The organism is Citrobacter sp. S46_ASV_140, assembly GCF_018919545.1.
Taxonomy (GTDB): Bacteria; Pseudomonadota; Gammaproteobacteria; order Enterobacterales; family Enterobacteriaceae; genus Citrobacter; species Citrobacter braakii.
On record NZ_JAHLRC010000001.1, the window covers coordinates 178,352 to 203,198 of the forward strand.

Consider the following 24,847-nt stretch of genomic DNA (forward strand, 5'->3'; position numbering starts at 1 on the left):
CTTTGGCCAAAAAAGACTGAAACATAGTTTTCATTGATATCAATATAACATGAAATATAAACTTCATAACACCAACATTAGGGGTCTTTATGAGCAAACTGTTTGCCGGAGCACAAAATCTGGGTAAATCGTTTATGCTGCCGATTGCCGTCCTGCCAGCCGCAGGTCTGCTTCTGGGATTCGGTGGCGTGTTCACCAATCCGGTTACCATCTCCACCTATCCAGCCCTCAACAGTGAAGTGATTCAGGCGATTTTTACCGTCATGAAACTGTGTGGTAGCGTGGTCTTCGATAATCTCTCTCTGCTGTTTGCCGTGGGCATTGCTGTAGGTATGGCACGAAGCGACAAGGGAACGGCCGGTCTTGCTGCAGTACTTTGCTTTATCGTCATGAACAAGGCGATCAACGCGTCACTGTTGCTATCTGGAACGCTGGCCTCAGAGAATCTGGCCGCAGCCGGGCAGGCGAGTGTAATGGGGATCACTACGCTACAAACCGGCGTGATGGGCGGGATCATTAGCGGTCTGCTGGCCTTCTGGGTTCAAAAGCGGTTTGGCAAAACCGAGCTACCCAGTCTGCTGGCCTTTTTCAGCGGCTCCCGTTTCGTGCCTATTGTCAGTTCCTTTTTTGCCATCTTCCTCGGGGTGGCGCTGTTCTGGGTCTGGCCTCATATCCAGACGGGCATTACCCATCTGGGGGGGCTGGTTGAAAAAACCGGTTATGTTGGGACCCTGTTCTACGGCATGATCCTCAAATGCCTCATTCCCTTGGGCCTTCATCATCTGTTCTACCTGCCATTCTGGCTGACCAGTGTGGGAGGGGAGCAAATGGTGAACGGACACCTGGTACAAGGAACGCAAAAAATCTTCTTTGCCCAGTTGGCCGATCCCTCTGTGACGCAGTACTACATCGGGGTATCCCGTTTCATGGCCGGGCGTTTCGCAGACTTTATGTTCGGCCTGCCGGGTGCAGCGCTGGCTATCTACCATTCTGCCCGTCCTGAGAACAAGAAAAAAGTTGCCAGCCTGATGCTTTCCGCTGCGCTAACTGCGTTTGTCACCGGCATTACTGAGCCGCTGGAATTTGCGTTCATGTTCTGCGCGCCGTTGCTGTATGGCATGCACATTGTGCTGACCGGCGTTGCATTTATGTTTACACACATCCTGCAAATCACGGTTGGACAGACATTCTCCGGTGGGCTTATCGACTTTCTGCTGTTTGGTGTTCTTCAGGGTAATGCCAAAACCAACTGGCTGCTGATGCTCCCTCTCGGTGTGGTCATGTTCTGCCTGTATTACTTCTCCTTCCGCTTCCTTATCAAATGGCGTCAACTGAACACGCCGGGCCGTGAAGATGACGCAGAAGATGAACAGCCGGTAGCGGCATCTGTCAGTGGCAGTGAACGGGCTGCTGGGATCGTGCAGGCACTGGGGGGCCGGGACAATATTGTTGATGTGGATTGCTGCGCTACTCGTCTTCGTATCACAGTCAAAAACCCACAAAGCGTTGTTGTGGACGCCTTTAAACTACTCGGCAGCCGTGGGGCGTTTATCCGTGGAGAGGGGGTGCAGGTAGTCTACGGCCCACACGTGACGCTGATTAAAAACGAAGTCGAAGAATTTATCGGTTCATAAAGAAGAGACGTTTTATGAAAGCTGTAATGCTGATGTTTGATACGCTGACGCGTAACCACCTCGCCCCTTATGGGGGCGATGCCATCACTCCCAATTTTACCCGGCTAGCCCGTGAGTCTGCGCAGTTTGATAACTTCTATGTCGGCAGCATGCCCTGCATGCCAGCCCGACGCGAACTGCATACTGGGCGTTATAATTTTCTGCACCGCAGTTGGGGGCCATTGGAGCCGTTCGATTTCTCAACGTTCCAGGCGCTGAAGCAGGCTGGCATTCATACCCATATGGTGACCGACCATAAACACTACTGGCGTGATGGCGGAGCGACCTACCATACTCGTTATTCCACCTTTGAGTTTATCCGCGGCCAGGAAGGGGATTGCTGGAAAGGGCAGGTTGAAAAACCAGCCATCAACTGGCAGGGAATGGAAGACGAAGAAACCCTGCGCCGTCGCAGCGGGCGTATGATCCAGGACCTGATTAACCGTGCGGCGATGCCCATCCAGGACGATCACTTTACTCACCGTACCATCAGTGCCGGTATAGATTTCCTGGAAACCAATAAAGATCAGGATAACTGGTTCCTGCAGATCGAATGTTTCGATCCCCATGAACCGTTCTTCGTACCGGAAAAATACCTTGCACAGTATGGCTGCACCCCTGATGAATTTGACGGGTGGGTGCCTTACTACTGCGGCGCACCTGGCGGCAGGGATGATGATAAAGTCCGAAAATTCTACCAGGCACTCATCACCATGTGTGACGACTACCTTGGCCAGGTGATGGACAAGCTGAAAGCACTGGAGCTGTGGGAAGACACGTTGTTCATCGTCTGTACCGACCACGGATTCCTGTTGGGAGAGCATCAATGGTGGGGCAAGAACATCATGCCGGTGTACAACGAAATCGCAAACACACCGTTCTTTATCCGCGATCCACGTTGTAAAGCAGAAGGCGTACGCCGCAGCGCGCTGGCACAGACTATCGATATTCCGGCAACTCTGCTGGAGTATTTCGACGTTCCACGTCCGCCATCCATGACCGGTAAGCCGCTGCGTCCGGCTGTGGAAAATGATACCCCAGTACGTGATTATGCGATGTTTGGCTACTTTGGCGGCCACATCAATATCACCGACGGCGAGTACGTCTATATGCGCTGCCCACGGGAGGAAGGGAAGGGGGGGCTGTATGAATATACCCTGATGCCGGCCCGAATCGACAGCATGTTCAAGATGAATGAGCTGCAGAATATCACTATCCATCCCGGCTTTGATTTCACCCAGGGCGCGCAGGTCATGCAAATTCCTGCAACCTTTGGTTATCTGAATCCGTGGCGGTTCGGGGATAAACTCTTCGATCTCAACGCCGATCCGCAGCAGATGCGTCCTCTTCACGACAGTAAACGTGCGTTTCACTACGCGCAGGCAATAACCGGACTGATGGAACGGCATGATGCACCACCAGAACTCTACGTCCGTTTTGAACTGGACATGCTAACGCCGGAACGCGAAATTGCCTTCGCTGAGCGCTGGGCCAGACAGCGTCCATGGACCGGGAAAGCCTATCGCTGTGCGCATCATGGCGTGGAAGAGGCATTACGTTTTGTCCTCAGTGCAGCCAAAGAGCAGGGCATAACGCAGGATGAGTTGCTGAAGCATTTCCCGGCCGGACATTCACTGGCTGAAAGGGATATCTTCACGCTGATTGATGCTTGTTTCACCGGAGACCGGCATAAGGCGCTGGTTTATCAGAGCCGATTGCTGCTGAGGACAGAGTAACCATGAACGTCTGGCAGCTTGAAAATAACCGCTTTCTGGTCGTGGTGAACGCGGCGGGCGGTGAGCTATCTTCTCTGCGCGATAAATCCACGGGGCGTGAATGGTTGTGGCAACCGCAGCCAGGCGTCTGGAATAACTCGGCTACGCAGCTGTTTCCTGTGGTCGGGGCGCTCATCCATGAAGGACTGCGTGTAGACAATCGACATCTGCCGTTACCAGCGCACGGTTTTTTACGACATCAGACGTTTACCTACCTTGAACAAGGTGTGAACCATCTGTTGCTGGAAGCCTGCTCCACCTCTGAAACCCTTGGCGTATGGCCATGGTGCTGGCGGATTCAGTTACGGCTCATGTTGCATGAGTTTGGGGTCAGTGTGACACAGCGAGTTTTTAATGATGACCGTCAGCCATTCTTGTATTCCATTGGCTGGCACCCCGGGTTTGCGCTGCCTGTGTCCAGCCAAACGGGATGGCAGGTGAAGTTTGGTGAGCTGGCGGTCAGAGGGCCTTTTCCGACGCGTAACAGAACACTGGTCACGGAAGACCTGACTCGAACAACGCAGTCCTTTGCACTGACAGAGGCAGCCTTTCGCGAGGGTGCCATTTACTTCGGTGACTGCCAGCAGCAACAGATCAGGGTTTGTTCACCCGACGGCACAATCGTCATGACGCTTGAAACGGCTGAATATGACTGGCTTGCGCTCTGGGGCGTTCCCGGTGCTGACTTGCTCTGTATCGAGCCACTCGCCGGGACGACCGATGCGCCAGATTTTGACGGAACGGTGGAGAAGAAGCGCGGAATACGACTGCTTGCACCGAACCAGAGTCAGACATTCTCCGTGAAACTGCGTTTTACGGTGGACGCATGCGAAGGGGATTGACAGAATACCCGTTATTTTTCATGCAAAAGGATCGGGTGTTGCGATGAGCGTAAATCGTGAAAATGTGCGGGTGTATATCAGTAATGTGCTGGGTGGACTTGGTGAAACTGACCAGCATATTGCCCGGTTTATTCTTGAGCAGCCCGCTACTGTAGCGCAAATGCCGGTACGTAAACTGGCCGAAGCCATATCAGTCAGTGAAGCGACGATCGTGCGCTTTTGCAAAAAAATTGGTTATACCGGGCTGCTTGAGCTGAAAGCGGCGCTTAAACGTGAGCTTCTGGCCGATCGCGAGCAACTGCTGCCATCGTCCCCGGACATCTTCCTGGATGATTCCCGCAACGATGTGGCGCAGAAAATAGCCATGACGGTGGAAACCACCCTGAATGAGACCATCGGTCTGCTGGACATGAAAGTGGTCAATCCAGTAGTTGAGCGATTTTTGACCGCGAACCGCGTTTTGTTCGTGGGGTTTGGAGCCTCAGGTCTTTCCGCAATGGAAGCCCGCGACAAAATGAACCGTCAGGGCATTGATTCGGAAGCCTATACCGACCGTTTTACCATGACGTTGAAACTCGCCAACCTCAAACCAGAAGATCTGGTGGTCGCATTTTCTCATTCAGGCGAAACACCGGAAGTGGTTAATGCCTTCCGGCTGGCCAAAAAAGCGGGCGCGCATTGTCTGGCAATAACGCACAGTCCGCAGTCACCGCTGACTGAACTGGCAGACACCTGGTTGCTGACCAGCGGTAGTGCTGGCCCCTACCAGGGAGACTCGATCGCCACCCGTATGTCACAGCTGTTCATGATTGAGTTTCTGTGCACAGAAATCACTCGCCACAATCTGCGCGACAGCGAATCGACCGGACTGTCTATTAAAGAATTGTTGATAAAAGAAAGGATTAAACGTGAGTCTACAGGATAATACTCCGTCAATGCGCCCAAAGGGTAAGTGGTGGCTTGAGGGCAAAACCCCCGATTATCGTTTTACGCTCGCCAACGAGCGTACATTTCTTGCCTGGATCCGTACTGCGCTGGCACTCATGGCCGGTGCTGTCGGCATCGAGCAGTTTTCCCCCCAATTATCTTCTGCGGAACTGCGTATCGGTATTTCAACACTGCTGCTGGTCGCTGCATCAGCGATGGGATATATGGCCTGGCGACGCTGGCGCAAGAATGAATATGCTATGCGTCTTGAAAATGATTTACCTTACACCCGTTTGCTGGTGGTTCTGTCAATACTGATGCTGGTTCTCGCAATATTGCTGGGTATATTACTCTGGCAGGGAAGACCATTATGAAAAGAGATCCGGGCTTACAACCAGAACGTACACACCTGTCATGGCGAAGAACAGGATGGTCAATGCTCGCGCCAGGTCTGTTGTGTTTTCGGGGATGGAGTCATACTGGTAATCTTCTCTACGGTGTGGCGGGTATGCTGCTGATGGCTGGTTCTTTCGCTATTTTCTGCGGAGCCCTCACTTGCCGGCATGTAGTGATCTCATTCAATGTAATGATTGCAGGTGTATTGCTCTTGTTATCTCAGTTATAAGCGCACCGTGAAGGACGTAGAGGTAGAATTTAGTTTACAGGAAGGATTTCGTCCCAGGGCAGTCACTCTTTCACTCGGTTGGTGGGCCTGTTTTAGTTGACCACTACCCTTTGAAGGGATCAGGACATATGAGCCAAGAACGACTTTCGGTGAAATTCTTATCTTGCACCGTGGTAGTGGGGGTAATCCCCCACGTTGATAAGAAGAATCAGGTCAAATGAGACTCGCTGTAACAAATATACCAGCGAAGAAACCACCGTTCCGAACTTCTGTGCGGATTAGCGCAGGTGAAAGGTCATAAACGGTGCGCCAGCATTGGCTTTATCCTAGCCTTTATTAAGTCAGCAGCGAAAACCTGCATTGCATGTTTCCGGCTTCGGGATCATCGCTACAGTACCCTGTGCATACCATTCTCATCAGTTGAATTAAAGATTTCACAGCCTTTGCCGATATCACCTTGGTTCTTGCTTGTGATGCGTTCAGTGTTCAGCGCTGTTTACTGTAGCCCTCCGGACTGATTACAGACCGCCTCTTAAAAGCCAATCCTTACTCTAAAGGGAACTCATGAGATTAAAATACTCAGCACTCTTACTCGCCGTTGCCATAACAGGCTGTGATAACAAAAAAGACGTGATCGGTTGTTCCTCTGAAATGACCCAGTCAGCCCTCATGGATTTATTAAAAAAGTCTGCTTATGAAGGACTCTCTGAACAGGTCGATAAATATCCTGACGTCACTAATCAGACCAAACGAAGTGCTTTGGACAAGATCAAACTGGCCATCTCTGAAATCTCCACAACCTCAAGTGACACGGGTAGCACAATGAAAACTTGTGAAGGGACCGTGACGATGACCCTACCTGCGAACGAGTACGCCCAGCTTTCTGATGCTTACAGAAAGAACTTTAACCGTAATCTCGACAAGCAAATGGAAAGCCTGTCTTTGGATAACAACGCCAACGCCTTTTCAAAACGCATCTCCTACACCGCACAGGCGACCGACGATCAGAAAAACGTTTTTGTAAAAGCCTCTTCTGATAATCCGATATCAGTGGGTGCCGCTGCACTGACATCGCTTTCCATCATCAATCCGATCGTTGAGCAGCAGAAAATCCAGCAGGCTAAGCATGCCCAGCAAAGCCAAATTGAAGCGGAACAACAGGCGCAACTCAGGGCGCAGCAACAGGCTAAGTATGAGGCGGCTCAGCAAATAGAGAGGCAGACACAGCTTCAGGCTCAAGAAAAGGCGGAGCAGCAGGTTCAGCAGCAAAAAGCTGACAGCCTTGATCTGTCCCGAATGGCGTTTGCGAATGCCGACTCTGATTTGAATACCGCCTGGAGCACGTTAACGCCGGCGAAGAAAAAAGAATTGCTGCCTTCTCAGCGTCAGTGGATCAAAACTAAGGATGCTATGTGCGGCAAAGTTTCAATGCAGGGAACAGATGCTGAAATCAAGAAAATGATCGACTGCCAGACGCAAATGACCCTTTCCAGGACCGATTTCTTCAGAAACCAATAGCTGAAGTCCCCTTCAGGCTGGTGGCCAGTGCTAAGCTGGCGCCAGCGTAATGTGGGATAATTTCAGTCGTTTCCTCTGGACCACGCCGGATATATTGCTCGCGGTTAGAACGGGATTTTGGGGCGTAGGTATTTCATTAAAGGCGATGGCCAGTGTAGTCATCAAGTGCATTTGCTGTTAGAGATATGCAAGAATTAAGACATCTTGCTTTCCGTGATTACCAATAATGTTCATCGTTGCAGGCACTCAAAAAAGAATTCATCGAGCATCATTTGCAACTGGTATTGCTTGTTCGAGATCGATAAATAAAAATTAAAAATTTTACTGGAAAATACTGTCTAATTAATCGGAAACGTACCTATGCCATGAGTAAAATGTCTGCTCCTCGCTCACAATGGACCTTTAGATCAGTTAGCGAGTCCGCCCTATGCCATGAGCTGAAGTTCTAAAAACTAACTTCACTAATTTTTCATGATTAGAATCAATATAACCTCTTCCCCTTAATTAGCATCATACTGATTTGAGACAGGATAACATTATTCATTGTAACGTATCAACTTAACAATCTGTAAACTAGATAAAGCAACGATAATACTTCTGTATTATTGACGGTGACATGTACATTGAATATATATCTACCTGCAAATTATGCAATAGTCCATCTTAATTAATACCTTATCATAATTTCAACATTGAATACCTGCTGAGATAATCTATTCTAGTTAATGGCATATGATGAATTTATAATTTGTGCCATAATTTCCCATTAACATCATTATGCCCTTGACATTAAGGAGGGAATGGTGAAAAGACTTAATTTTCTCTTAACGATATACTTAACTGTGATACCTATTGCATCAGTAACCTCTGCGTCAACACTACCCACTGATGAACTGATTGAACAGGCAAAGGTTATAAGTGATATTAATGATGTAAAGCTTAGCCATAAGGTAGTAGTAAATGGCTTTGAGGAGTTTAAAAAAACGGTCTATAAAGAACCATTTTCTAGTGGTGTTTATATTGTTAATGGTGATACACCTATTGCTAATGAATCTGATTTGCGAGAGTTTTATGAAAGAGAACTTGCAGCCAGTTGGAAAAGTGTTTTATTCGGTTTGAATATAAATGAAAATACATGGCTTATTGTTGATGCCCCACAAGGGAATATAAGTAAATGGGACAACGTAACAAAAAGGAATATCACATATTGTGTCAGTACCTCGTTTGGAGAGAAATATGATTCCGTCGTAGCAGCAATGCAAGATGCAGCTAAAGCATGGTCAGAGGCAAGTGATGTAAGATTTATACATTCTTCATGGCTTGACCCACTTTGCAATGAGAATACAACTGATGTCATATTTGATGTTCGGCCTGTAGATGTCAATGGGCAATACCTTGCACGTGCGTTTTTCCCAAGATACGAAAGATTGCAACGAAATGTTCTTATCGACAAATCAGCGCTGAGTCTTTCCCCTGGAAAATTAACCTTGACCGGCATACTCAGACATGAACTAGGACATACGCTTTCATTTAGGCATGAGCAAACCCGCCCTGAAGCAGGCAAGTGTTTCGAGGACAAGGACTGGAAACCTTTAACTTCCTATGATGGGTTTTCAGTAATGCATTACCCTCAATGTAATGGGTTGGGTGACTGGTCACTTAATTTAACAGAAAAAGATAAAATAGGTTCTGCATGCCTTTATGGCCCAGTCCCCAATGCTGTTTTTGATCCTGCTGTATGCTCAATAAAAGGGTGATTATAATGAAATTATTACCACTCCTATTTTTAATTAGTATGCCATTATCTGGTATTGCTGCACAGGTGCCTAATAATGATTTACATGTGGATGGATATGATTCAAAAGGATTCCCTAATTTTGATAAGAAAAACCTTGGATCTGCTTTAAGTTCTGGTGGTCAGTATGGAAGGAAAAAAATTGCACAGTGGGGAGATCCTCTGACACCACCGCAAACAAGAATAAGATGTATTGGTGAAGCATGGGGTAACTGGCCATGGGGAGGTGAATGGCGTACCTGTAACCAGTGGGCAACAGATTACCGGACAATGCAGGTAGAAGTATATATGAATGGAATTGGGCCCACAGATCTTTCAGAAGCCGCGCGCAGCGTAGTGGAAAATATAGTAGCGACGTGCGTTGGTCTCTCCTCCGCCGTTGCAGTTGCCGCACTTTGGGCTACACCATCACCAGAGCCAACTGCCCGAGTTGCTGCGGCATACGCAGGCGCATCTGCCACTTTCACTGGATGCCTTTCCGGTAAGGCTACTGAACTAACTGCCGTTGGACTGGCTACGGCTGCAATAAAACTGGCCTTTGAACAATCCGCTGGGTGGTCAAACTGGAGTAATGAATAAAATAATAGACGGTCACATATAACTTCTTGATTATTATCACACTAATCATACCCAAAGCTTACTTTTAAGATAACCCTTTTACTCTAAAAAAGAGTAAAAGGGTTCAGTCATGAAAACACGAATGTTATCAGCCGGCTTGTAGCGTCATTCTTGTTAGTGTAATGCCATTGATCTGTAAAAATATTACCGAAAGACTAGAGGTATGAATCACTGTGATTAACTTTGTCAATTATGAATAATTTATTATCAAAGACGTTCTCAAACTTAACGTCCCCTTGATTAAGGATAGTGTTGTATCGACCCGTTGAACTCAAACGTTATAGCAGACTTTCGCTCCCCCATTTTATTTTTTTGATATAACTGATGATTGTATTGAGCCCTCAATAATGAAGGCTCAATATTATCTCTTTCTATTGCAGGTCTTTCTCCTTCAGGAATTTACTCACCATATCAGCAATCTGCACGTTATTCAGATCCGAGAACGGGAAGTGGGTATTCCCTTTGATTCCTTCCTCAGGCAGATGCGTCACAGTGACATCCCCGCCATGCTTGTTCACCACGTCACGCCACTCGCGAGCCATTGCCAGACGCACGCGCCAGCTGTCCTGCGCGGGCATGGCGACAGGTTTATCAGGGATGTTATCGCCGTAAATAATCAGAATCGGAATTTTAGTCAGTGCCATAAACTGCTCCATCGGCACCGGTTCACCCTTCAGCGTGTCGAACGCGCTTGGCATTGGGGCAGGGAGCTCTTTCTCCGGGAAGACAAAGCTGCTACCAGGCTCGAAGGCGACAATCGCTTTGACCTTGTCGTTTTTCATCGCCGTGTACCAGCCTGGTCCGCCACCCTGAGAGTGGGTGAAAAGGATAGCCGGGCCGGATTTATCCACGACGGCGGACATCGCATCAGAGATAACATTGATATCAAACGGCCCGGTATTCGGGGTCATCTGACGGAAATACTGATTTAGCGCTTCTTTATCGTGAGAAAACTGAACGCCCTGAAAATACTCCGGCCACACGCCAACGCGGAACTGGTTAAACCACATCTGTTCATCCGGTTTAGGCGTAACCGTACCTTCTACCGTCGTGCGCCCGGCGCTGCCCCGGCGGGGCTGATCGACAAGATAAGTTGAGAATCCACGACGCAGGAATATGTTCTGGAACCCTTCGCGACCATCCGGCGTGGTTTCCCAGGTGCGGGAGAACTGACCTGCGCCGTGCAGCATGACGATAGGGTATTTATGCGGATTTTCCGGAATTTGGTAGAACACAGACGCATGATCGCCATGCCAGGTTTGACCTGCAGAGTCCAGCGGCGTTTTCGCGTCAAATTTCCCTGGTGCGGTGATGATTGTGCCACCAGCAGAAAAGCTTCCCTGTTCCTGAATGACCAGCGGCTCGGCGTATACCGACTGAGCCACCATGCCACCCGCCATCGCGCAGATGGCCAGCGTTTTTAAGACAGTTTTCAAGATTACATCCTCTGTTATGTTTGCCGTTCAATCATATCTGAGTTGTCAGCGTGAATTATTTAGCACCTTTGATTGCCCTTATTTGGCAGATTCATGAATGCGGAGGATTAGCACCGTATCGTCTCAAACCAACGCCTAACTGTTTGTTAACGCCCGTTGCAGCGCCTGTTCCGCCCGCGTAGCCGCATCTTCTTCGCCATGTTCACGCAGAACTTGTGCCAGTTGGCGCAGTTGCGCTGCCGTCAGGCCGACTCGCATGCTGGCTCGCGTATGCGATAACAGCTGAGCTTCAACGCCCGGCGTGGCGGCTAATGCGCCAACCGTTGCCAGCTCGCGGCTTTGCCAGTCGAGGTTATCGCGGGCGAAAATGTCGCCGAACAGATGCGTTTGTAGGAATTGATTAATGACCGGGGCAAAATCAAACAGAGGTCCCTGGACGGGGGCGCCGGAGATTTTAGTCTGGTTTGCGGTACCGACACGGCGAAGCTCATCTCCGACAGGGATGGCGGCGACCGGCTCTTTACCTTCAACGTCTTCAACGCCTCGTTGTTTACGTGCTTCGACGACTTTCATCAGTTCATTCAGCGCGTTCAGGCTACGGGGAAATCCCGTATAGGCATAAAGCTGGACGAGAATCTCTTTGGTCTCGTTTATCGTGAGTCCTGCATCAAGCCCCTGATTCAGTGCCGCATTCAGCTTATCCATCTGACTGCTGGCCATTGATGCCGCAATCAACGGGATGGCTTGCTGGCGAGCTGACAGCGTATCTGAAACCGTTTGTTCGTGGTTCATTTCTGAGGTTCCTTTATTGACGGGCGCAGCATGTGCCGTGAGACCCAAACCAAAGGTCAGCAGTACCGCTGCCGTTAATGCCTTAATGGGCGTGGTATTGTTCATCTGTCACTTTCTCCATCCAGTTAACGCTTTTGCCATCCACAATCCCGGTTATCGCCAGGTGCGTCATTGCGCTGCCGGGTGCCGCCCCGTGCCAGTGTTTGACGCCCGCCGGGCAAGAGACAACGTCGCCAGCGCGGATGACCTGCACCGGCTGGCCTTCTTGTTGGGTAAGCCCAACTCCCGAGGTCACAATCAGCCGCTGGCCTGCCGGATGCGTATGCCAGGCGGAACGAGCACCTGGCTCAAAGGTGACATAAGCCCCGGAAACGCTAATTTCGTTATCTGGTTTGAAGAGAGGATCAACCCGGACGCGACCGGTAAAGTTCTCTGCTGGCCCGTACACCGCATTCTGGCTTCCGGCGGTGGCGATATGGACAGCGGGATTTTGCTCCGCCGCCCAGGATGAAAACGTAAAGAGGGGCAGTAACAGCCCGAGGTAACGTAAATGTCTGATCATGCAAAGCGTCCTTATCTACAATGATGGAGAGGGTCTGCAATGATTCTAATCAGGGGGAGATGTCGTCAGACTGACGCCAGCCTGACAATTCTGTCAGTTAACCCTTATTATGGTGACGCTGCTTTGTCTTTTCTAAAAATAAGGCCCCAAAGCGAAAACCGTGTCATTAATGAAAATAAAACAATAATGGCCAGGTAGCGTAGATAAAAAAGAAGGGCAGATTCATCGTAATCGAAAAAGGAGAAATCGACCTTTATCAACAAATAATCGAGATAGTCTTGGTTCAGTAATTCGTACAATCCCAGTAGAGCAATTAGCGAAAAAACTCCTGGCATCATGACATTTGCAAAGAATGAATTGCTGGAGATGTTCAGGACCCGGCAGAAAAAGGTCGCCAGCATTTTCCAGTGCAACCCGATATGCAGCGCCAGAATGAGCATTCCCCAGTGGACCGACGTCATGTGTACTTTCCTGACCCAGCTCGCCGGGTTGTGGAACGCCTGGTCCAGAAGGATATGTCGGGACAGCATCATGCCCGAGACAATTGCGGTCAGAATGACAACGAATGTCACTGCATTAATGATTCTGTTAACTACCAGCATGGTTAACGGAATATTGGGCGACAGTGACCACAAGCGATGCCGGTTAAGATATAAATGCAGCATGATGAGCAGCGTAAAAATAATACCCGCCCATTCATGCACGATTTCACCGTGAAGGTGAAATCCCATCAATACCAACAGAAGTAACGTCATCAGCGCATCCTGCATGACCTGGAAAATATAAATTTTCTTCATGTCGAGGGATTAACGCTGTGGCTGGACTTGTTTTACCCATTGCTCAACCTGCGCGGGTACGTCAGGAGCTGAAATATCGTTGCGCGAGATCGCGAGCGCACGAGTGATTAATTTGGCCTGTGGCTGCATGCGAGCAATTTCTCGCAGGGAGTCGGCTAACCTGCTGCCACCATGGGTGGTAAAGGGAACGACCGTTTTGCCTGCAAAGTCATTTTGCTCAAAGAGGCTGTATATCACCATTGGCATGGTATACCACCAGATGGGGTAGCCGACGTAAATGGTGTCGTAATTGCTCAGGTCAGGGAGCGGCGTTTTTAGCGAGGGTCTGGCTTTCGTTTGCTGTTCCTTTTCGGCAACGCGCAAAAGTGCATCATGCTGGCGAGGGTAGGGAGTGGCGGTTTCAATGCGAAACAGGTCGCCGTGAGTCTGCTTCTGAATCAGTTGCGCAATAAACTGCGTGCTGCCGGTCTCCGGCGTATTTTTTTGTAATACGCTGGCCCCGGAAAAACCATCCACGGCACCAGGTTTCATCTCCTCTGGCTGTGAAAAGTAGATAATCAGCGTGCGGGCGTGTGCGGATAAATCCTCTGATGCGAACGCGGGCTGCCCCAGAAGCCCCATGACCATCATCGCCAGAAACCCGCTAAATACCTTTTTCATTCTCACTGTTTCATTCCTTCAATCAGCCGTGGTGAGTATCAGCAGTGATTCTGGCGCAGATAGCCTGACATCAGACTGACGACTCTCTGACAATTTTGTCAGAAGTCTTTGCGCGCGGAGATCCCGATTTTGTCTCTGAAATCAGTCTCCCGGTTCGGATAGCGTCAGGCTGTTTAGCAAACGTCAGGCCAAAGGTATTGATACCGTTCTCGCTACGGGCAAAGACATCTCCCCGGTGCATAATGGCGACGGCACGGACAATCGACAGGCCCAGCCCATGATGGGTATCACTCCTGGCCCGGGAGGTGTCAACACGATAGAACCGTTCGAAAAGCCGGAGTAAGTGCTCTGGCGCTATCGGATCGCCAGGGTTAGAAACGTCTACACAGGCTTGATTGCCTTTTTCGCTTAAGCGTACCGTAACCGTGCTATTGGAGGGGGAATGCCTGGCGCTATTTTCCAGCAAATTAGCCAGTGAACGGTGAAACAGCCGCCTGTCGATATGCGCCGTGACGTCGCCCTCAACCTCCAGCGAAAGCTGTTTTTCAGCAAAAGAGGGTTCAACATATTCCGCTGTTTTCAGGGTTTCTTCTCGCAGGGAGACTTGCGTAAGCTGGGAAGCATGTTCACCCGCGTGCGCATGAGACAGGAACAGCATGTCGTTAACTATCGACGTCATGCGTTCAAGCTCCTCCAGGTTTGAACCCAATAACTCTTCCAGTTCATCATGTGAACGTCGCCGTGATAGCCCGAGTTGCGTCTGGCCGATCAGGTTAGTCAGCGGGGTACGAAGTTCATGCGCAACATCGGCATTAAAGCTCTCGAGCTGTCGCCAGGCGATTTCCTGACGCTCTAACACACCGTTAAATGATGATGCCAGTTGCTGCAGTTCTTCGGGCAACGCGCAGGTATTCAGGCGCTGGCCATGGTCACCTGGTGCAAGGTGTTGTGCCTGCTGACTGAGCATGCCCACCGGACGCAGGCCAATCCGTGAAACAACGTATCCCAGTAAGGCGACAATCAGTACGCCCAGCGCGGCAATAATCAGCAGCGTTCGTGTGAACGCATCAAGTGTGCCCATATACGGCGTAGAGTCGATGGCAACCACATAGCGCAGCTCAGGCCTTTCACCGTTGGCGGGGATGGTTTTCACTAACAGGAACAGTGAGCATGCACCTTCCGATGCGCCGGGCACTTTATTAAATCCCTCCAGCAAAGAAGACCACTGAACGCCCACCGGTGGTATTCCCCCCATGCTAAAGCGCGGGTTATCGCTCACTATCCAGTAGCGAACGCGCTCACCTTCAGAATTGGTTAGCAGAGTAAATTTATTAGCCAACGTCGACCAGCCGTCAGCCGAGGTTCGTGCGGTGATCCACGGGCTCATTAATGATTCCCGGAACAGCAGCTCGTTGTGCATCTGCTTTTGCAAAGAGTCATGTAAGGAGCTTCTGAGCAGGATACCGATAATAGACACAATCAGCAGCGCGGATAAGGCAAACATCAGCGCCAGGTGAACGGAGATGGAACGTTTAGGCATGCTGAGCCTCTTCATTTATTCCGACCGGACTTCGAGGACATACCCCATGCCACGAACGGTATGTAACAGTTTGACGTCGAATGGGGCATCCACTTTGGCTCGCAGACGTTTAATGGCGACTTCAACCACATTGGCATCGCTGTCAAAATTCATGTCCCATATCTGCTCAGCAATCATCATTTTTGACAGGATCTCCCCCTGATGCCGGGCGAGAAGACTTAACAGGGAAAACTCTTTTGCGGTCAACTCCAGTCGCGTTCCGGCGCGAAATACGCGGCGGGCCAGCAGGTCGAGATGCAGATCGTGAATTTGCAGCTGGGTGATGTCTGCGCCATCCGTAGCGCGGCGACGCACCAGTGCCTGAATACGCGCCACCAGTTCAATCAGTGAAAAGGGCTTAGGGAGATAATCATCAGCGCCAAGCCGAAGCCCTTTGACGCGCTCGTCGACCGAACCGCGGGCCGAGAGCATTAGTACCGGCGTCTGTTTGACGGCTCGCACCCCCTCAAGTACCCGGTAGCCATCCATCCCCGGCAGCATCACATCAAGGATTATCGCGTCGTAGTCAAGCTCCAGCGCGTAATGAAGACCTTCAGCGCCATCTGCAGAGACATCTACCGTAAATCCGGATTCACTCAACGCACGGTTGAGATAGGTTGACGTTTTTTCTTCATCTTCGACTAGCAACAGGCGCATAACGGGATTTCCTCTTAACTGTTCAATCGGGCTTATTCTGCCTCTTGATTGCCAACATAAAGCTGACGCTTACCTGACAGCATTGTCAGAAACATGAAGCCATCTCTGCCTGCTTGCTGACAAAAATGTTATTTACCTGTCACGATGCTGACAGGCCTCTCTCTCTAACCTGAGTCTGCACATTTAAATCCGCAAGCCTGAAACTCATCGGGAGAGACCATGAAATTCAATCTGTTAACTGCAATACTGCTCACGGCAATAACCGGAGCCACCTCAGTCAATGCGGCTGATTACAAAAAAAATCCATTCACCCTGGCCTATGACGGTGCCATCACTGAGAACGTCAAAGGCAAGGTCAACATTCATCCGGTGAAGTACGATCTGCATGGCATTCAGATAGCTGCGAATGTCTATACCCCTGTTAACTACGATCCCGCCAAAAAATACCCTGCCGTAGTGGTTGCACATCCGAATGGCGGCGTAAAAGAGCAGGTCGCAGGCTTGTATGCCCAGCGTCTCGCCGAGCAGGGCTACATCACGATTACTGCCGACGCGGCTTATCAGGGCGCGAGCGGTGGGATGCCTCGCAGCGTGGATAAACCCGCTAATCGCATCGAGGATATCCACGGCATGGCTGACTACATCAGCCAGTATCCGGGAGTGGATACTTCCCGCCTCGGTCTGCTGGGTATTTGCGGAGGTGGCGGTTATTCACTTGTTGCGGCCGAAACGGATCAACGGTTTAAATCGATCGCAACCATCAGCATGTTTAATTCAGGCCTGGTGCGGCGCAACGGTTTTCAGGACTCACAGCTGGATACTATTCAGCAGCGTCTTCAGCAGGCTTCTGACGCACGTGCTCAGGAAACTTCCGGAGGTGAAGTCCTGTACTCCGGTGATGCCAATCTGACTGATGAACAGATCGCTAAGTTACCTTTTGCCTTATATCGACAGGGCTATGAGTACTACTGGAAAACTCACGCGCACCCGAACTCTACGTTTAAATACACGACAAGTAGCCTGTTGGATTTGATGAGTTTTGACGTTACGGACCATATCAATCTCATCAATAAACCGCTGCTGATGATTGCTGGTACAAAAGCCGACACGCTCTATATGACGGAAGATGCGTTTGCGAAAGCCACCGGTACAAAAGACAAAGAACTCTTCTTGATCGATGGCGCTACCCATATCGAGACGTATTGGGTTCCTGAGTACGTCGACAAGGCTTTGCAAAAGCTGGACGTCTTCTTCGATAAGAGTATTTAACCCCCTATCAGACGATACCTTTGGCCAGCCACTCAGGCTGGTCATATCAGGACATAATGAGTGTGTCCGCATGTGACCAAGACTAACGAAGTCGGGAGGAAAGATAATTACGCACATTAAATAGCCGCTATGAATGAAATTCATAAAACGGCAGGGACATCTGAGGATTATTATTTGCCTGTAAGGTTTTACTTCGTGGTACAGGCCAACTTTAGGTTTAGCATTACGGCATTGAGTGCCTCCTTATCCAGCATGGCTTCGGCTTGCAGCTTCTTGAGGCGGGCGTTCTCCTCTTCAGGCGACTTGTTCGTCGGAAAAAACTTTAAAATAATACTTAACGCGTTAAGTGCTAATACCCGACGCCTTTCAGGTTACTTGCAGGACGGTCACAGCGGGAAAATGCAAACACGGTTGTGCTATTAGTCCGATACCCACCTTTTAACTTGCTAAGAAAAGCTATAATCTGATGTCGTCAACGCAAACAATAAGCTCAATGAGAGAATATACAGGAACTGAACTGGAATAATCACACTTTCAGGAATACAAAGGAGCACCAGGATGATATATCTGAATTTTGACAGAGCTTATCTCTGATAAGCCAAATTAATAGTCACGCTCAGATGCTCAAACTTGCATTTTTGTGGTTTATGTAAATATAAGGGAAAATATATGAAATTCAACAATGTAAGACTGTTAGTCAAAGATTACCGCAAATGTTTCAATTTCTACACCCAGAAGCTTGGTTTGGAAGCTGTCTGGGATATTGAAGATTGCTATGCCAGCTTCAAAGTCGCCGAAGGTATAGAAGGTCTTGCTATCTTTACTTCTGATCTGATGGCACCAATTATTGGAAATGCTGACAGAGAAAAAACGATAATATATCGCGAAAAATCAATGGTTTGTTTCGAGGTTGATAATGTAGATGAAAGCTTTGAGGCCTATTCGTTAAAAGGGATTAAATTCATTAACGAGCCAATGGATATGCCAGAATGGGGTGTGAGAGTGGTTCATCTGTACGATCCGGAGGAAAACTTGATTGAGTTATTTACGCCGCTTGGAGGCTAACAGGGGTGTCATTACTTGAGGCATAACACCCGACTGTTGATACACGTTTATCCGGACCAACACTAAACTCGTTGGGGACTGCAGACGTTTTGGCTATCGCCATATATGACACCTCTGTATGGCTGAGGTCAGCATGCCTGCAACTGCTCCGTCATGCGCCCCCTAACTTCTCGTTCGTGCTTCCTATTTCAAGCAGATTCCCCTCTGGATCGGAAATATAAAAATTTCGGATGCCAAAAGAAAGCATCATTGGTCTACCTGCAGAAAGTTGCAATTTCGACTTTAACTCTTTACTTGCAAATAATGGTTATTATCACCTGATAATATGACTGAGCTAATTCACTTATTACTTAACCACCTTTAGCTAAATTCGCAAAATCCCTTTTATTTCTACTGTAGTGGTTTATTGAATTTGGCCACCTGAACAGAGGTGATATGCTCATCTCAGAACAATACAGGTGTCCCAACGAAAAAAAGAAATTTCAGCGCAGAGTTTAAACGCGAATCCGCTCAACTGGTCCTTGGCCAGAACTACACCGTTGCAGCTGCGGGATGAACGACAGTGTAAAATGCCAAATGCCTCCCCTATAACCCCGGAACAGGTACGTATAACAATGGTAACGCCCTGTTTGCGTGGATGCTCCCCTGCTTTTTCTGTGTTAATTCGGTATATTCATATTCAGAATCGTTAAACGCAACTCTAACCGCTGGTACCTAAATATGGATATTGACCATTTTAAGACGTTCCACCAGGTTGTTATCAGCGGCAGTTTTACTAAGGCCGCACAGGCACTCTTTTTATCTCAGCCCGCCATCAGCATGCAGATCCAGGCACTGGAAAGCTATCTGAAGGTGTCATTATTCGATCGTTCCCGTCGGCAAATTAGTTTGACCAAAGAAGGCGAAGTCCTGTTTGAATACACACAGCGTATTTTTCATCTTTTTGATGAAGTACAGAGCGTGTTTCAGGACATCAGTAAACTACAGGTAGGCCGTCTGACCATCGGGGCGACGGGCGTGATGGGCACTTACTATCTCACGCGTTTTATTCAGCGTTTCCACGAACGCTTTCCGGGAATTGAACTGGAAATTCTGACCGGTAACTCGCACCACATTGCGGAACTGGTCGCCAGCGGCGAGGTTGAGATCGGTTTTGCCGGACGTTCCGTAATTCGCTCTCCGTTACAACAGGTATTTCTGCATCGGGAAAACTACAAAGTAGTGGTGGGCAAGCACTCCCCCCTGGCGGCATGCGCCAAGGGGGATATGAGTCCGGATGAATTGCTACAATCACCTTTCATTATGCGTGAGAAAGGAACGCGGATAAGAGCCAAAATAAATTCGTGGTTTAAACGTCACTCAGCGAACACCGCTCCGCAAAACTGTGTGACGCTCTCTAATCTGGAGGCGACTAAACGGCTTATCGGCAGCGGTTATGGCGTAACCGTGATTCCTCATCTGGCGATATCCGATGAGCTGAACAGCGGTGAGCTGGTTGAACTTCATGTCAAAGGTTTTAATCTCGCGGTAGATTACTACCTTGTTTACCAGGGGGAGCACTCACTGTCCCGCGCCGCCCTCGGCTTTATTTCACTGCTTTATGATGACACTCCAGATAATGAGTGGGGGAGTTTTCCTGAGCTGCTGGAAAATATATTCCATAATCATCGCTAAGTGGCATTGTTCATTATCCTTGATACAACAAGGACTCATACGCTTATGTCTGAAAAAACAGCCTATAAGCCGAACACATTGTTTACGCCCCTATCAAATTTAACTCTCTAAAATTAATGAGAAAATAATAAATATGATCGACATCAATCTATAAACTGAGCTTATAGGTCTGATACTGATTTACAATTTTTAATCCTGCCAGAAGCCTGCCTAATATGGAGTCAATTAAGAGAGATAGTGAATAACTATCGACAGATGTTCCGACAATGAGAGGCTTAAGATGGCTAAAGAAATTGAAAGGAAATTCCTGGTGTGCTCAGAGCAGTGGCGCGCACTTGCAGAGGGAACCGTTTATCGTCAGGGATATCTCAGCAGTATAAAAGAGAGAACCGTTCGTATCCGGACGATAAACGATAAGGCGTTCCTGACCATCAAGGGAGTTACCGTTTCTGCAACGCGAACTGAATATGAATACGAAATTCCGTATGCCGATTGCTGTGCCATGCTGGATGAGCTGGCAGAGCGTCCCATTATCGAAAAGAAACGCTACAAAATCCCGGTGGGTGATGTGGTGTGGGAAATCGACGAATTTATGGGGGTTAACGCCGGACTGATCGTCGCAGAAGTGGAATTGAAAAGTGAAGAGCAGCAGTTCGATAAACCCGAGTGGATTGGTGAAGAGGTGAGCGGCGATCCGCGCTACTTCAACTCCAATCTGGTCGCCCATCCTTTTACCGAATGGGATAAATAGCGGCATTCACCATTCTTAATGGAACAGGAGAATTACAATGGCTACGCATATGGATAAGAATACCGCCACGTCGTCGAGCGACGCTGAAAAAATCATTCCTCGCGCGGAGTTCCGCGTATTCGGCCACGGCATTATCGAACGGGTAAAAGAAAAAATGTGGGATGCCAAAGCCACATTATTTAAGGCTCGTAAGATGCCGGAAGAGACCTACTTTCTGTCGCTACATACCGATACGGTTAACGTTAAAGTCCGCGACGGTCTGCTGGATATCAAAACGAAAACCGGCGAAACCCCTGAAGGCTATGAGATCTTCCAGCCGCGCGGCAAGTTTCAATTCCCGGTGCAGCGCGAGGAGTTAGCCACCATTTTGCAGCACCTCCAGGTCAACATGGCGCTGGATAAAGAGAGCTATACCCTGGAAGAATTTACCAATATGGCGCGGGCCAGTAGCGATTTAGTACCGGTTAAGGTAGAGAAAATGCGCTACGGTTTTTCCGTTAACGGCATCATCAGCGAATACGCGCAGGTATGGTTTAACGGTGCGATGGTCGAAACCGCCTGTTGCGAAAGTGAAGATTATGCCGGAATTAAGGCAGCGGTTGCGGCGCTGGGGCTCGACGAACTGCCTAACACGAATTATCTGAAAGCCGCCAGACAGGTTGTTGGCATGTGAAATTCACGCCTCCATGGGTAGCTTGCTGCCCATGGAGGCGCATAAGGAGACATGGCCATGTCAGACAAAGGCGCTAAGAAAGTTTTCGATCCGCTGGATATGAGCAATTATTCTCTGGAGAAATTCAAGGAGATTAAAGCCGGTATCTGGATGGAGCGGATCAAATTCATCGGTATGCCGCTGGCTATCCTGCTGTTCCTGTTCTTTCATTTACAGTGGGTCGGGCCTATCGAAATGTTCGATACCCAAACCAAAGTTCCTCCGGCCAACTGTTACAGCGCAACGGGAATTTTTCTTGCCTCGCTGGTGCTGTGGTTGACGGAGGCGATTCCGAACTATCTCACCTCGCTTATCGTGGTCGTCACGGTGATCCTGACCGGCACAATGAAGATGCGTCCTGCGTTTGCCATGCTGGGTGAGCCAGTAATGATCCTGAACATTGCCAGCTTCATCATGGCCAGCGCTCTGGTGGTGACAGGGTTGGCGAAGCGTATGTCGCTCTGGCTGTTGGTACGCATGGGGAATAATATCTCGTTGCTGTTCTGGTGCTTTATATTACTCAACCTGATTCTCGGGGCGTTCATCAGTGCGACCTCAGCGAAAACGGCGCTGTTGTTACCGCTGTTTATGGTTATCGCCGCCATCTACGGTGCGACCGGCGGGGAAAAACGCAATAACGTCGGGCGCAACATGGTGCTGCTGAACCTGCTGGCGAATAACGTGTCGGCCAGCGCCTTTATTACCGGTTCCGCAGCTAACCTGCTGGCGGTCGCGATGATGGAGCAGGCGGGATTCAAAGTCTATTACGGCGACTGGTTCATTGCCCTGTGTCCACTGGCGCTGATTCAGTGTGCCATTGCCTGGTACACCGGAACTCGCTGGATTTTCCCCATTAAGAAAGAAGATGCTAAGCCGAAAATTGAAGGCGGCATGGATCGCCTGAAAGGGGAACTGGCGCAGCTCGGTAAGATTAGCGCGGGTGAAGTTCGCGCGGCGCTGACCTTTATTATCGTCCTGTTGCTGTGGGCAACCGACCGGGTGCACGGTATGCGTGCCGAAGTTATCGCCGTGGCGGGTGCCTGCGTTGTTCTGATGCCTTCGGTGTGCAAACTTCCGGCGCTGGGCGTGATGAAGTGGAACGACGCGGACATTCCCTGGCATATGCTGATGTTCAGCTTTGGTGCTTACGTCCTTGGCGGAATGGTCGATCAGACAGATATCGTCGGCCTCTATATTCACAGCCTGTTTGATAAATGGCAGATCGACCCTTCAGGTGGCGGCAAACTGTTGGTCTTTGCCGTACTGAGCGGCGTGTTCGCCATCACCACGCTGGTGAGCGAAAGTAAAACGGCACGTACCATCATTATGTTCCCGATCATTATCAGTATCGCTAAAAAGTTCGGCTGGGACGTGGTGGGATTCTGTCTGCCGATGGCATTCCTGATTAACCAGGTTTACGTGCTCTACTTTAACTCTAAACCCGCAAACATCAGTTACCTGCTCGATCACTACTCGACCGGTGAGTCTTTCAAATATGGTATTATCCAGATGGCTATTATTTGGGTGTTACTGATTTTATGGACTCAATATGTCATGCCGCTGATGGGGTTCAATAGCGCCCTCTGGTAGCATTGATGTGAAGGCGGTAATTCAAATTACCGCCTGATTTGCAGGAGGCAAAGATGCCAGGCGATACGATAAAAGCATCAGGAAAACGCTGTATCGAAATTAAGCAGCGGATTTTTTTCCCGCAGAAAGTCGGCACCAAACCTCTACGAAGCGAAAACTACCATATTGAAACCTGGCTATTCTTTCCTTCCAGTTTGCAGATCAATCGTTGGACATTTCCGCCGCAGGCCTTTCAGCAAAACCTGAAGAACTATATTCGCCTGCGTCCTCCCACCCTGTCGCTGCGTAAATTGTCCGTCAGCGTGCCGAAGACGCTAGGGACAATTGAACGGTTAATTACCGAACAGAGCAAAGATACCTCTGCGCAGGGTTTTGAATACCGACTCAAAATGTTTTGCCTGACCTTCAAACGGGCGCTTCACGTAGAGGTACGTTATATCGGCAAGTTGAGTGAAGACAAACAGGAGCAGGCGCTGCTGAGCTTCGCCGCCACCGCAGAGGATATTCTCAATAACTATCGTCGGATGCGGATAAAAATGTCAAAGGTGGCTGAGGTCAATGCGTTACGCATCATTGACTATGGTGACGAATTCCTCTCACTGATGCTGACGCACTATGGGCGTAAATTGCTCAATGATCTTTCGCCTTCACCGGGATACGATACTCTGCGTATTTTCTGGCGCGAGCAGATGCTGTATCGCAAAGCCAATCATCCGGGGACTTTCCCGTCACCTAATTCGGATAACGAACTGGTGATTTATCACGTTAATACCCTGAAAAAATATATCAGCAGTCCAATGTATCTGGATATCCGGCGTAAAAAAGGCGAGACCTTTCTGGCGCATACCATTGCCGGAATCGCCGCGGCAATTGCGATGATTTTCGCGACGGCGGTGGCGTTTATTTGGCAGGGGAAATACGGAGCGCTGAGCTTTCAACTATTTCTCGCAATGGTGATTGGCTATATCTTTAAAGACAGAATGAAAGAGGGATTTCGGGCGCGATTGTTTTCGACATTTCGCCGTTGGTTACCTGACCGACAGCAGATAATTTATAAAAACCTGCGCTCTCCGGTCGGTAAGTGCAACGAATCTTTCGTCTTTGTGGGGGAGCGTCAGCTACCCGATGACGTCAGGACGATGCGCCGTAAGGTGCACATTCTGGATATTCAAAACTATTATCTGAGCGAAGACATTTTGCACTACTCCAAACACGTTCATCTGCGCGGCGGGGACCAGATGTTTTCCGCCGTGAATCGTTCTGTGATGGATATTACGCGCCTGGATATCACCCCTTTTTTGAAATACACCGATGAGTTGCTGAATGAATTACCGACTCTGGATGATGAGCAGGTGCTGTACGGGGAAAAGGTCTATCACATCAACCTTATTCATCGGGTGACGGATGGCAAAGAGAGTTTTCTGGAGCGGGCACGCATCATTATTAACAGCGCGGGTATCAAGCGCATTGAACCAGTTTTTACTGCCGGGGAATCAGAAAGCGAAGAGGGCTGACGACAGAGATAAAATG

General features: G+C 49.2%; 23 protein-coding genes and 1 pseudogene. 16 read left to right on the plus strand and 8 right to left on the minus strand.

Annotated elements, in window-relative coordinates; genetic code table 11:
* Window positions 1-89 precede the first annotated feature (89 nt).
* From KQJ19_RS00940 to KQJ19_RS00960, 5 genes are read left to right on the plus strand one after another with little or no spacing between them, the layout of a single operon-like run.
* A complete protein-coding gene (locus tag KQJ19_RS00940; RefSeq protein WP_141875264.1) occupies window positions 90-1,634 on the plus strand; it encodes a PTS transporter subunit EIIC in 1,545 nt (514 codons plus the stop codon).
* Window positions 1,635-1,648: 14 nt separating this feature from the next.
* Entirely contained in the window at window positions 1,649-3,409 is a 1,761-nt protein-coding gene (locus tag KQJ19_RS00945) for a sulfatase (RefSeq protein ID WP_141875263.1), read from the plus strand.
* Window positions 3,410-3,411: 2 nt separating this feature from the next.
* Window positions 3,412-4,290: an aldose epimerase gene (locus tag KQJ19_RS00950; RefSeq protein WP_141875262.1), complete on the plus strand. Its 879-nt coding sequence runs from the start codon at window positions 3,412-3,414 to the stop codon at window positions 4,288-4,290.
* A 43-nt stretch (window positions 4,291-4,333) separates the two neighbouring features.
* Window positions 4,334-5,215: a MurR/RpiR family transcriptional regulator gene (locus tag KQJ19_RS00955; protein ID WP_047416661.1), complete on the plus strand. Its 882-nt coding sequence runs from the start codon at window positions 4,334-4,336 to the stop codon at window positions 5,213-5,215.
* A complete protein-coding gene (locus tag KQJ19_RS00960) occupies window positions 5,199-5,591 on the plus strand; it encodes a DUF202 domain-containing protein (RefSeq protein WP_080762991.1) in 393 nt (130 codons plus the stop codon). The genes KQJ19_RS00955 and KQJ19_RS00960 overlap by 17 nt, the downstream gene beginning before the upstream one ends.
* Window positions 5,592-5,650: 59 nt before the next feature.
* On the opposite strand, the gene KQJ19_RS24190 is transcribed toward KQJ19_RS00960, so the two are convergent.
* Window positions 5,651-5,782, minus strand: coding sequence for a hypothetical protein (locus KQJ19_RS24190; RefSeq protein ID WP_256445260.1), 132 nt, complete (start codon window positions 5,780-5,782; stop codon window positions 5,651-5,653).
* 624 nt (window positions 5,783-6,406) lie between these two features.
* On the opposite strand from KQJ19_RS24190, the gene KQJ19_RS00970 reads away from it, so the two are divergent.
* The 3 genes from KQJ19_RS00970 (at window position 6,407) to KQJ19_RS00980 (ending at window position 9,734) form a co-directional block, all read left to right on the plus strand.
* A complete protein-coding gene (locus KQJ19_RS00970; protein WP_047358269.1) occupies window positions 6,407-7,360 on the plus strand; it encodes a lysozyme inhibitor LprI family protein in 954 nt (317 codons plus the stop codon).
* Between the two features lie 800 nt (window positions 7,361-8,160).
* Window positions 8,161-9,117: a matrixin family metalloprotease gene (locus tag KQJ19_RS00975; protein WP_227021138.1), complete on the plus strand. Its 957-nt coding sequence runs from the start codon at window positions 8,161-8,163 to the stop codon at window positions 9,115-9,117.
* Window positions 9,118-9,122: 5 nt separating this feature from the next.
* Complete coding sequence (locus tag KQJ19_RS00980) at window positions 9,123-9,734, plus strand: hypothetical protein (protein WP_141875261.1); 612 nt, start codon at window positions 9,123-9,125, stop codon at window positions 9,732-9,734.
* Between the two features lie 410 nt (window positions 9,735-10,144).
* Here KQJ19_RS00980 and KQJ19_RS00985 read toward each other — a convergent pair whose 3' ends face one another.
* From KQJ19_RS00985 to KQJ19_RS01015, 7 genes are all read right to left on the minus strand, one after another.
* Complete coding sequence (locus KQJ19_RS00985) at window positions 10,145-11,209, minus strand: alpha/beta fold hydrolase (protein WP_047416683.1); 1,065 nt, start codon at window positions 11,207-11,209, stop codon at window positions 10,145-10,147.
* Window positions 11,210-11,344: 135 nt separating this feature from the next.
* The gene (locus KQJ19_RS00990) at window positions 11,345-12,106 is read right to left on the minus strand and encodes a carboxymuconolactone decarboxylase family protein (protein WP_216403240.1); all 762 of its coding nucleotides are present in this window, start codon (window positions 12,104-12,106) and stop codon (window positions 11,345-11,347) included.
* On the minus strand, window positions 12,084-12,563 hold the full coding sequence (locus KQJ19_RS00995; RefSeq protein ID WP_047497910.1) for a cupin domain-containing protein: 480 nt from the start codon (window positions 12,561-12,563) through the stop codon (window positions 12,084-12,086). The genes KQJ19_RS00990 and KQJ19_RS00995 overlap by 23 nt, the downstream gene beginning before the upstream one ends.
* Window positions 12,564-12,670: 107 nt before the next feature.
* Entirely contained in the window at window positions 12,671-13,318 is a 648-nt protein-coding gene (locus KQJ19_RS01000) for a DUF4405 domain-containing protein (protein WP_131405043.1), read from the minus strand.
* A 51-nt stretch (window positions 13,319-13,369) separates the two neighbouring features.
* Window positions 13,370-14,020 carry a flavodoxin gene (locus tag KQJ19_RS01005; RefSeq protein ID WP_216403242.1) on the minus strand — a complete coding sequence of 217 codons (651 nt, stop codon included), beginning with the start codon at window positions 14,018-14,020 and terminating at the stop codon, window positions 13,370-13,372.
* A gap of 70 nt (window positions 14,021-14,090) precedes the next feature.
* Complete coding sequence (locus KQJ19_RS01010) at window positions 14,091-15,560, minus strand: heavy metal sensor histidine kinase (protein ID WP_216403244.1); 1,470 nt, start codon at window positions 15,558-15,560, stop codon at window positions 14,091-14,093.
* A 15-nt stretch (window positions 15,561-15,575) separates the two neighbouring features.
* On the minus strand, window positions 15,576-16,256 hold the full coding sequence (locus tag KQJ19_RS01015) for a heavy metal response regulator transcription factor (RefSeq protein ID WP_049282242.1): 681 nt from the start codon (window positions 16,254-16,256) through the stop codon (window positions 15,576-15,578).
* A 219-nt stretch (window positions 16,257-16,475) separates the two neighbouring features.
* On the opposite strand from KQJ19_RS01015, the gene KQJ19_RS01020 reads away from it, so the two are divergent.
* The 8 genes and pseudogenes from KQJ19_RS01020 to KQJ19_RS01055 all read left to right on the plus strand — a co-directional run bounded on the left by KQJ19_RS01020 (window position 16,476) and on the right by KQJ19_RS01055 (window position 24,831).
* Complete coding sequence (locus KQJ19_RS01020) at window positions 16,476-17,525, plus strand: alpha/beta hydrolase (protein ID WP_216403245.1); 1,050 nt, start codon at window positions 16,476-16,478, stop codon at window positions 17,523-17,525.
* Window positions 17,526-18,194: 669 nt separating this feature from the next.
* On the plus strand, window positions 18,195-18,590 hold the full coding sequence (locus KQJ19_RS01025; RefSeq protein WP_153690292.1) for a VOC family protein: 396 nt from the start codon (window positions 18,195-18,197) through the stop codon (window positions 18,588-18,590).
* Window positions 18,591-19,023: 433 nt separating this feature from the next.
* Window positions 19,024-19,201 (plus strand): annotated as a pseudogene (locus tag KQJ19_RS01030) (transposase); the annotation flags it as partial.
* A 109-nt stretch (window positions 19,202-19,310) separates the two neighbouring features.
* Window positions 19,311-20,264, plus strand: coding sequence for a LysR family transcriptional regulator (locus tag KQJ19_RS01035; protein ID WP_216403247.1), 954 nt, complete (start codon window positions 19,311-19,313; stop codon window positions 20,262-20,264).
* Window positions 20,265-20,544: 280 nt separating this feature from the next.
* Complete coding sequence (locus KQJ19_RS01040) at window positions 20,545-21,015, plus strand: CYTH domain-containing protein (protein WP_047497931.1); 471 nt, start codon at window positions 20,545-20,547, stop codon at window positions 21,013-21,015.
* 37 nt (window positions 21,016-21,052) lie between these two features.
* Entirely contained in the window at window positions 21,053-21,688 is a 636-nt protein-coding gene (locus tag KQJ19_RS01045; RefSeq protein ID WP_047389878.1) for a hypothetical protein, read from the plus strand.
* Window positions 21,689-21,745: 57 nt separating this feature from the next.
* Window positions 21,746-23,317, plus strand: a complete 1,572-nt coding sequence (locus tag KQJ19_RS01050; RefSeq protein WP_016153315.1) for an SLC13 family permease — start codon at window positions 21,746-21,748, stop codon at window positions 23,315-23,317.
* Window positions 23,318-23,370: 53 nt separating this feature from the next.
* On the plus strand, window positions 23,371-24,831 hold the full coding sequence (locus KQJ19_RS01055; RefSeq protein ID WP_016153314.1) for a hypothetical protein: 1,461 nt from the start codon (window positions 23,371-23,373) through the stop codon (window positions 24,829-24,831).
* Window positions 24,832-24,847: the final 16 nt, after the last annotated feature.

Excerpts from the sequence above, each read along its gene's own strand:
- KQJ19_RS00940 (WP_141875264.1), top strand. The coding sequence starts at position 90 with ATGAGCAAACTGTTTGCCGGAGCACAAAATCTGGGTAAATCGTTTATG.
- KQJ19_RS00945 (WP_141875263.1), top strand. The coding sequence starts at position 1,649 with ATGAAAGCTGTAATGCTGATGTTTGATACGCTGACGCGTAACCACCTC.
- KQJ19_RS00950 (WP_141875262.1), top strand. The coding sequence starts at position 3,412 with ATGAACGTCTGGCAGCTTGAAAATAACCGCTTTCTGGTCGTGGTGAAC.
- KQJ19_RS00955 (WP_047416661.1), top strand. The coding sequence starts at position 4,334 with ATGAGCGTAAATCGTGAAAATGTGCGGGTGTATATCAGTAATGTGCTG.
- KQJ19_RS24190 (WP_256445260.1), bottom strand. The coding sequence starts at position 5,782 with ATGCCGGCAAGTGAGGGCTCCGCAGAAAATAGCGAAAGAACCAGCCAT.
- KQJ19_RS00970 (WP_047358269.1), top strand. The coding sequence starts at position 6,407 with ATGAGATTAAAATACTCAGCACTCTTACTCGCCGTTGCCATAACAGGC.
- KQJ19_RS00975 (WP_227021138.1), top strand. The coding sequence starts at position 8,161 with ATGGTGAAAAGACTTAATTTTCTCTTAACGATATACTTAACTGTGATA.
- KQJ19_RS00980 (WP_141875261.1), top strand. The coding sequence starts at position 9,123 with ATGAAATTATTACCACTCCTATTTTTAATTAGTATGCCATTATCTGGT.
- KQJ19_RS00990 (WP_216403240.1), bottom strand. The coding sequence starts at position 12,106 with ATGAACAATACCACGCCCATTAAGGCATTAACGGCAGCGGTACTGCTG.
- KQJ19_RS00995 (WP_047497910.1), bottom strand. The coding sequence starts at position 12,563 with ATGATCAGACATTTACGTTACCTCGGGCTGTTACTGCCCCTCTTTACG.
- KQJ19_RS01000 (WP_131405043.1), bottom strand. The coding sequence starts at position 13,318 with ATGACGTTACTTCTGTTGGTATTGATGGGATTTCACCTTCACGGTGAA.
- KQJ19_RS01005 (WP_216403242.1), bottom strand. The coding sequence starts at position 14,020 with ATGAAAAAGGTATTTAGCGGGTTTCTGGCGATGATGGTCATGGGGCTT.
- KQJ19_RS01010 (WP_216403244.1), bottom strand. The coding sequence starts at position 15,560 with ATGCCTAAACGTTCCATCTCCGTTCACCTGGCGCTGATGTTTGCCTTA.
- KQJ19_RS01015 (WP_049282242.1), bottom strand. The coding sequence starts at position 16,256 with ATGCGCCTGTTGCTAGTCGAAGATGAAGAAAAAACGTCAACCTATCTC.
- KQJ19_RS01020 (WP_216403245.1), top strand. The coding sequence starts at position 16,476 with ATGAAATTCAATCTGTTAACTGCAATACTGCTCACGGCAATAACCGGA.
- KQJ19_RS01025 (WP_153690292.1), top strand. The coding sequence starts at position 18,195 with ATGAAATTCAACAATGTAAGACTGTTAGTCAAAGATTACCGCAAATGT.
- KQJ19_RS01035 (WP_216403247.1), top strand. The coding sequence starts at position 19,311 with ATGGATATTGACCATTTTAAGACGTTCCACCAGGTTGTTATCAGCGGC.
- KQJ19_RS01040 (WP_047497931.1), top strand. The coding sequence starts at position 20,545 with ATGGCTAAAGAAATTGAAAGGAAATTCCTGGTGTGCTCAGAGCAGTGG.
- KQJ19_RS01045 (WP_047389878.1), top strand. The coding sequence starts at position 21,053 with ATGGCTACGCATATGGATAAGAATACCGCCACGTCGTCGAGCGACGCT.
- KQJ19_RS01050 (WP_016153315.1), top strand. The coding sequence starts at position 21,746 with ATGTCAGACAAAGGCGCTAAGAAAGTTTTCGATCCGCTGGATATGAGC.
- KQJ19_RS01055 (WP_016153314.1), top strand. The coding sequence starts at position 23,371 with ATGCCAGGCGATACGATAAAAGCATCAGGAAAACGCTGTATCGAAATT.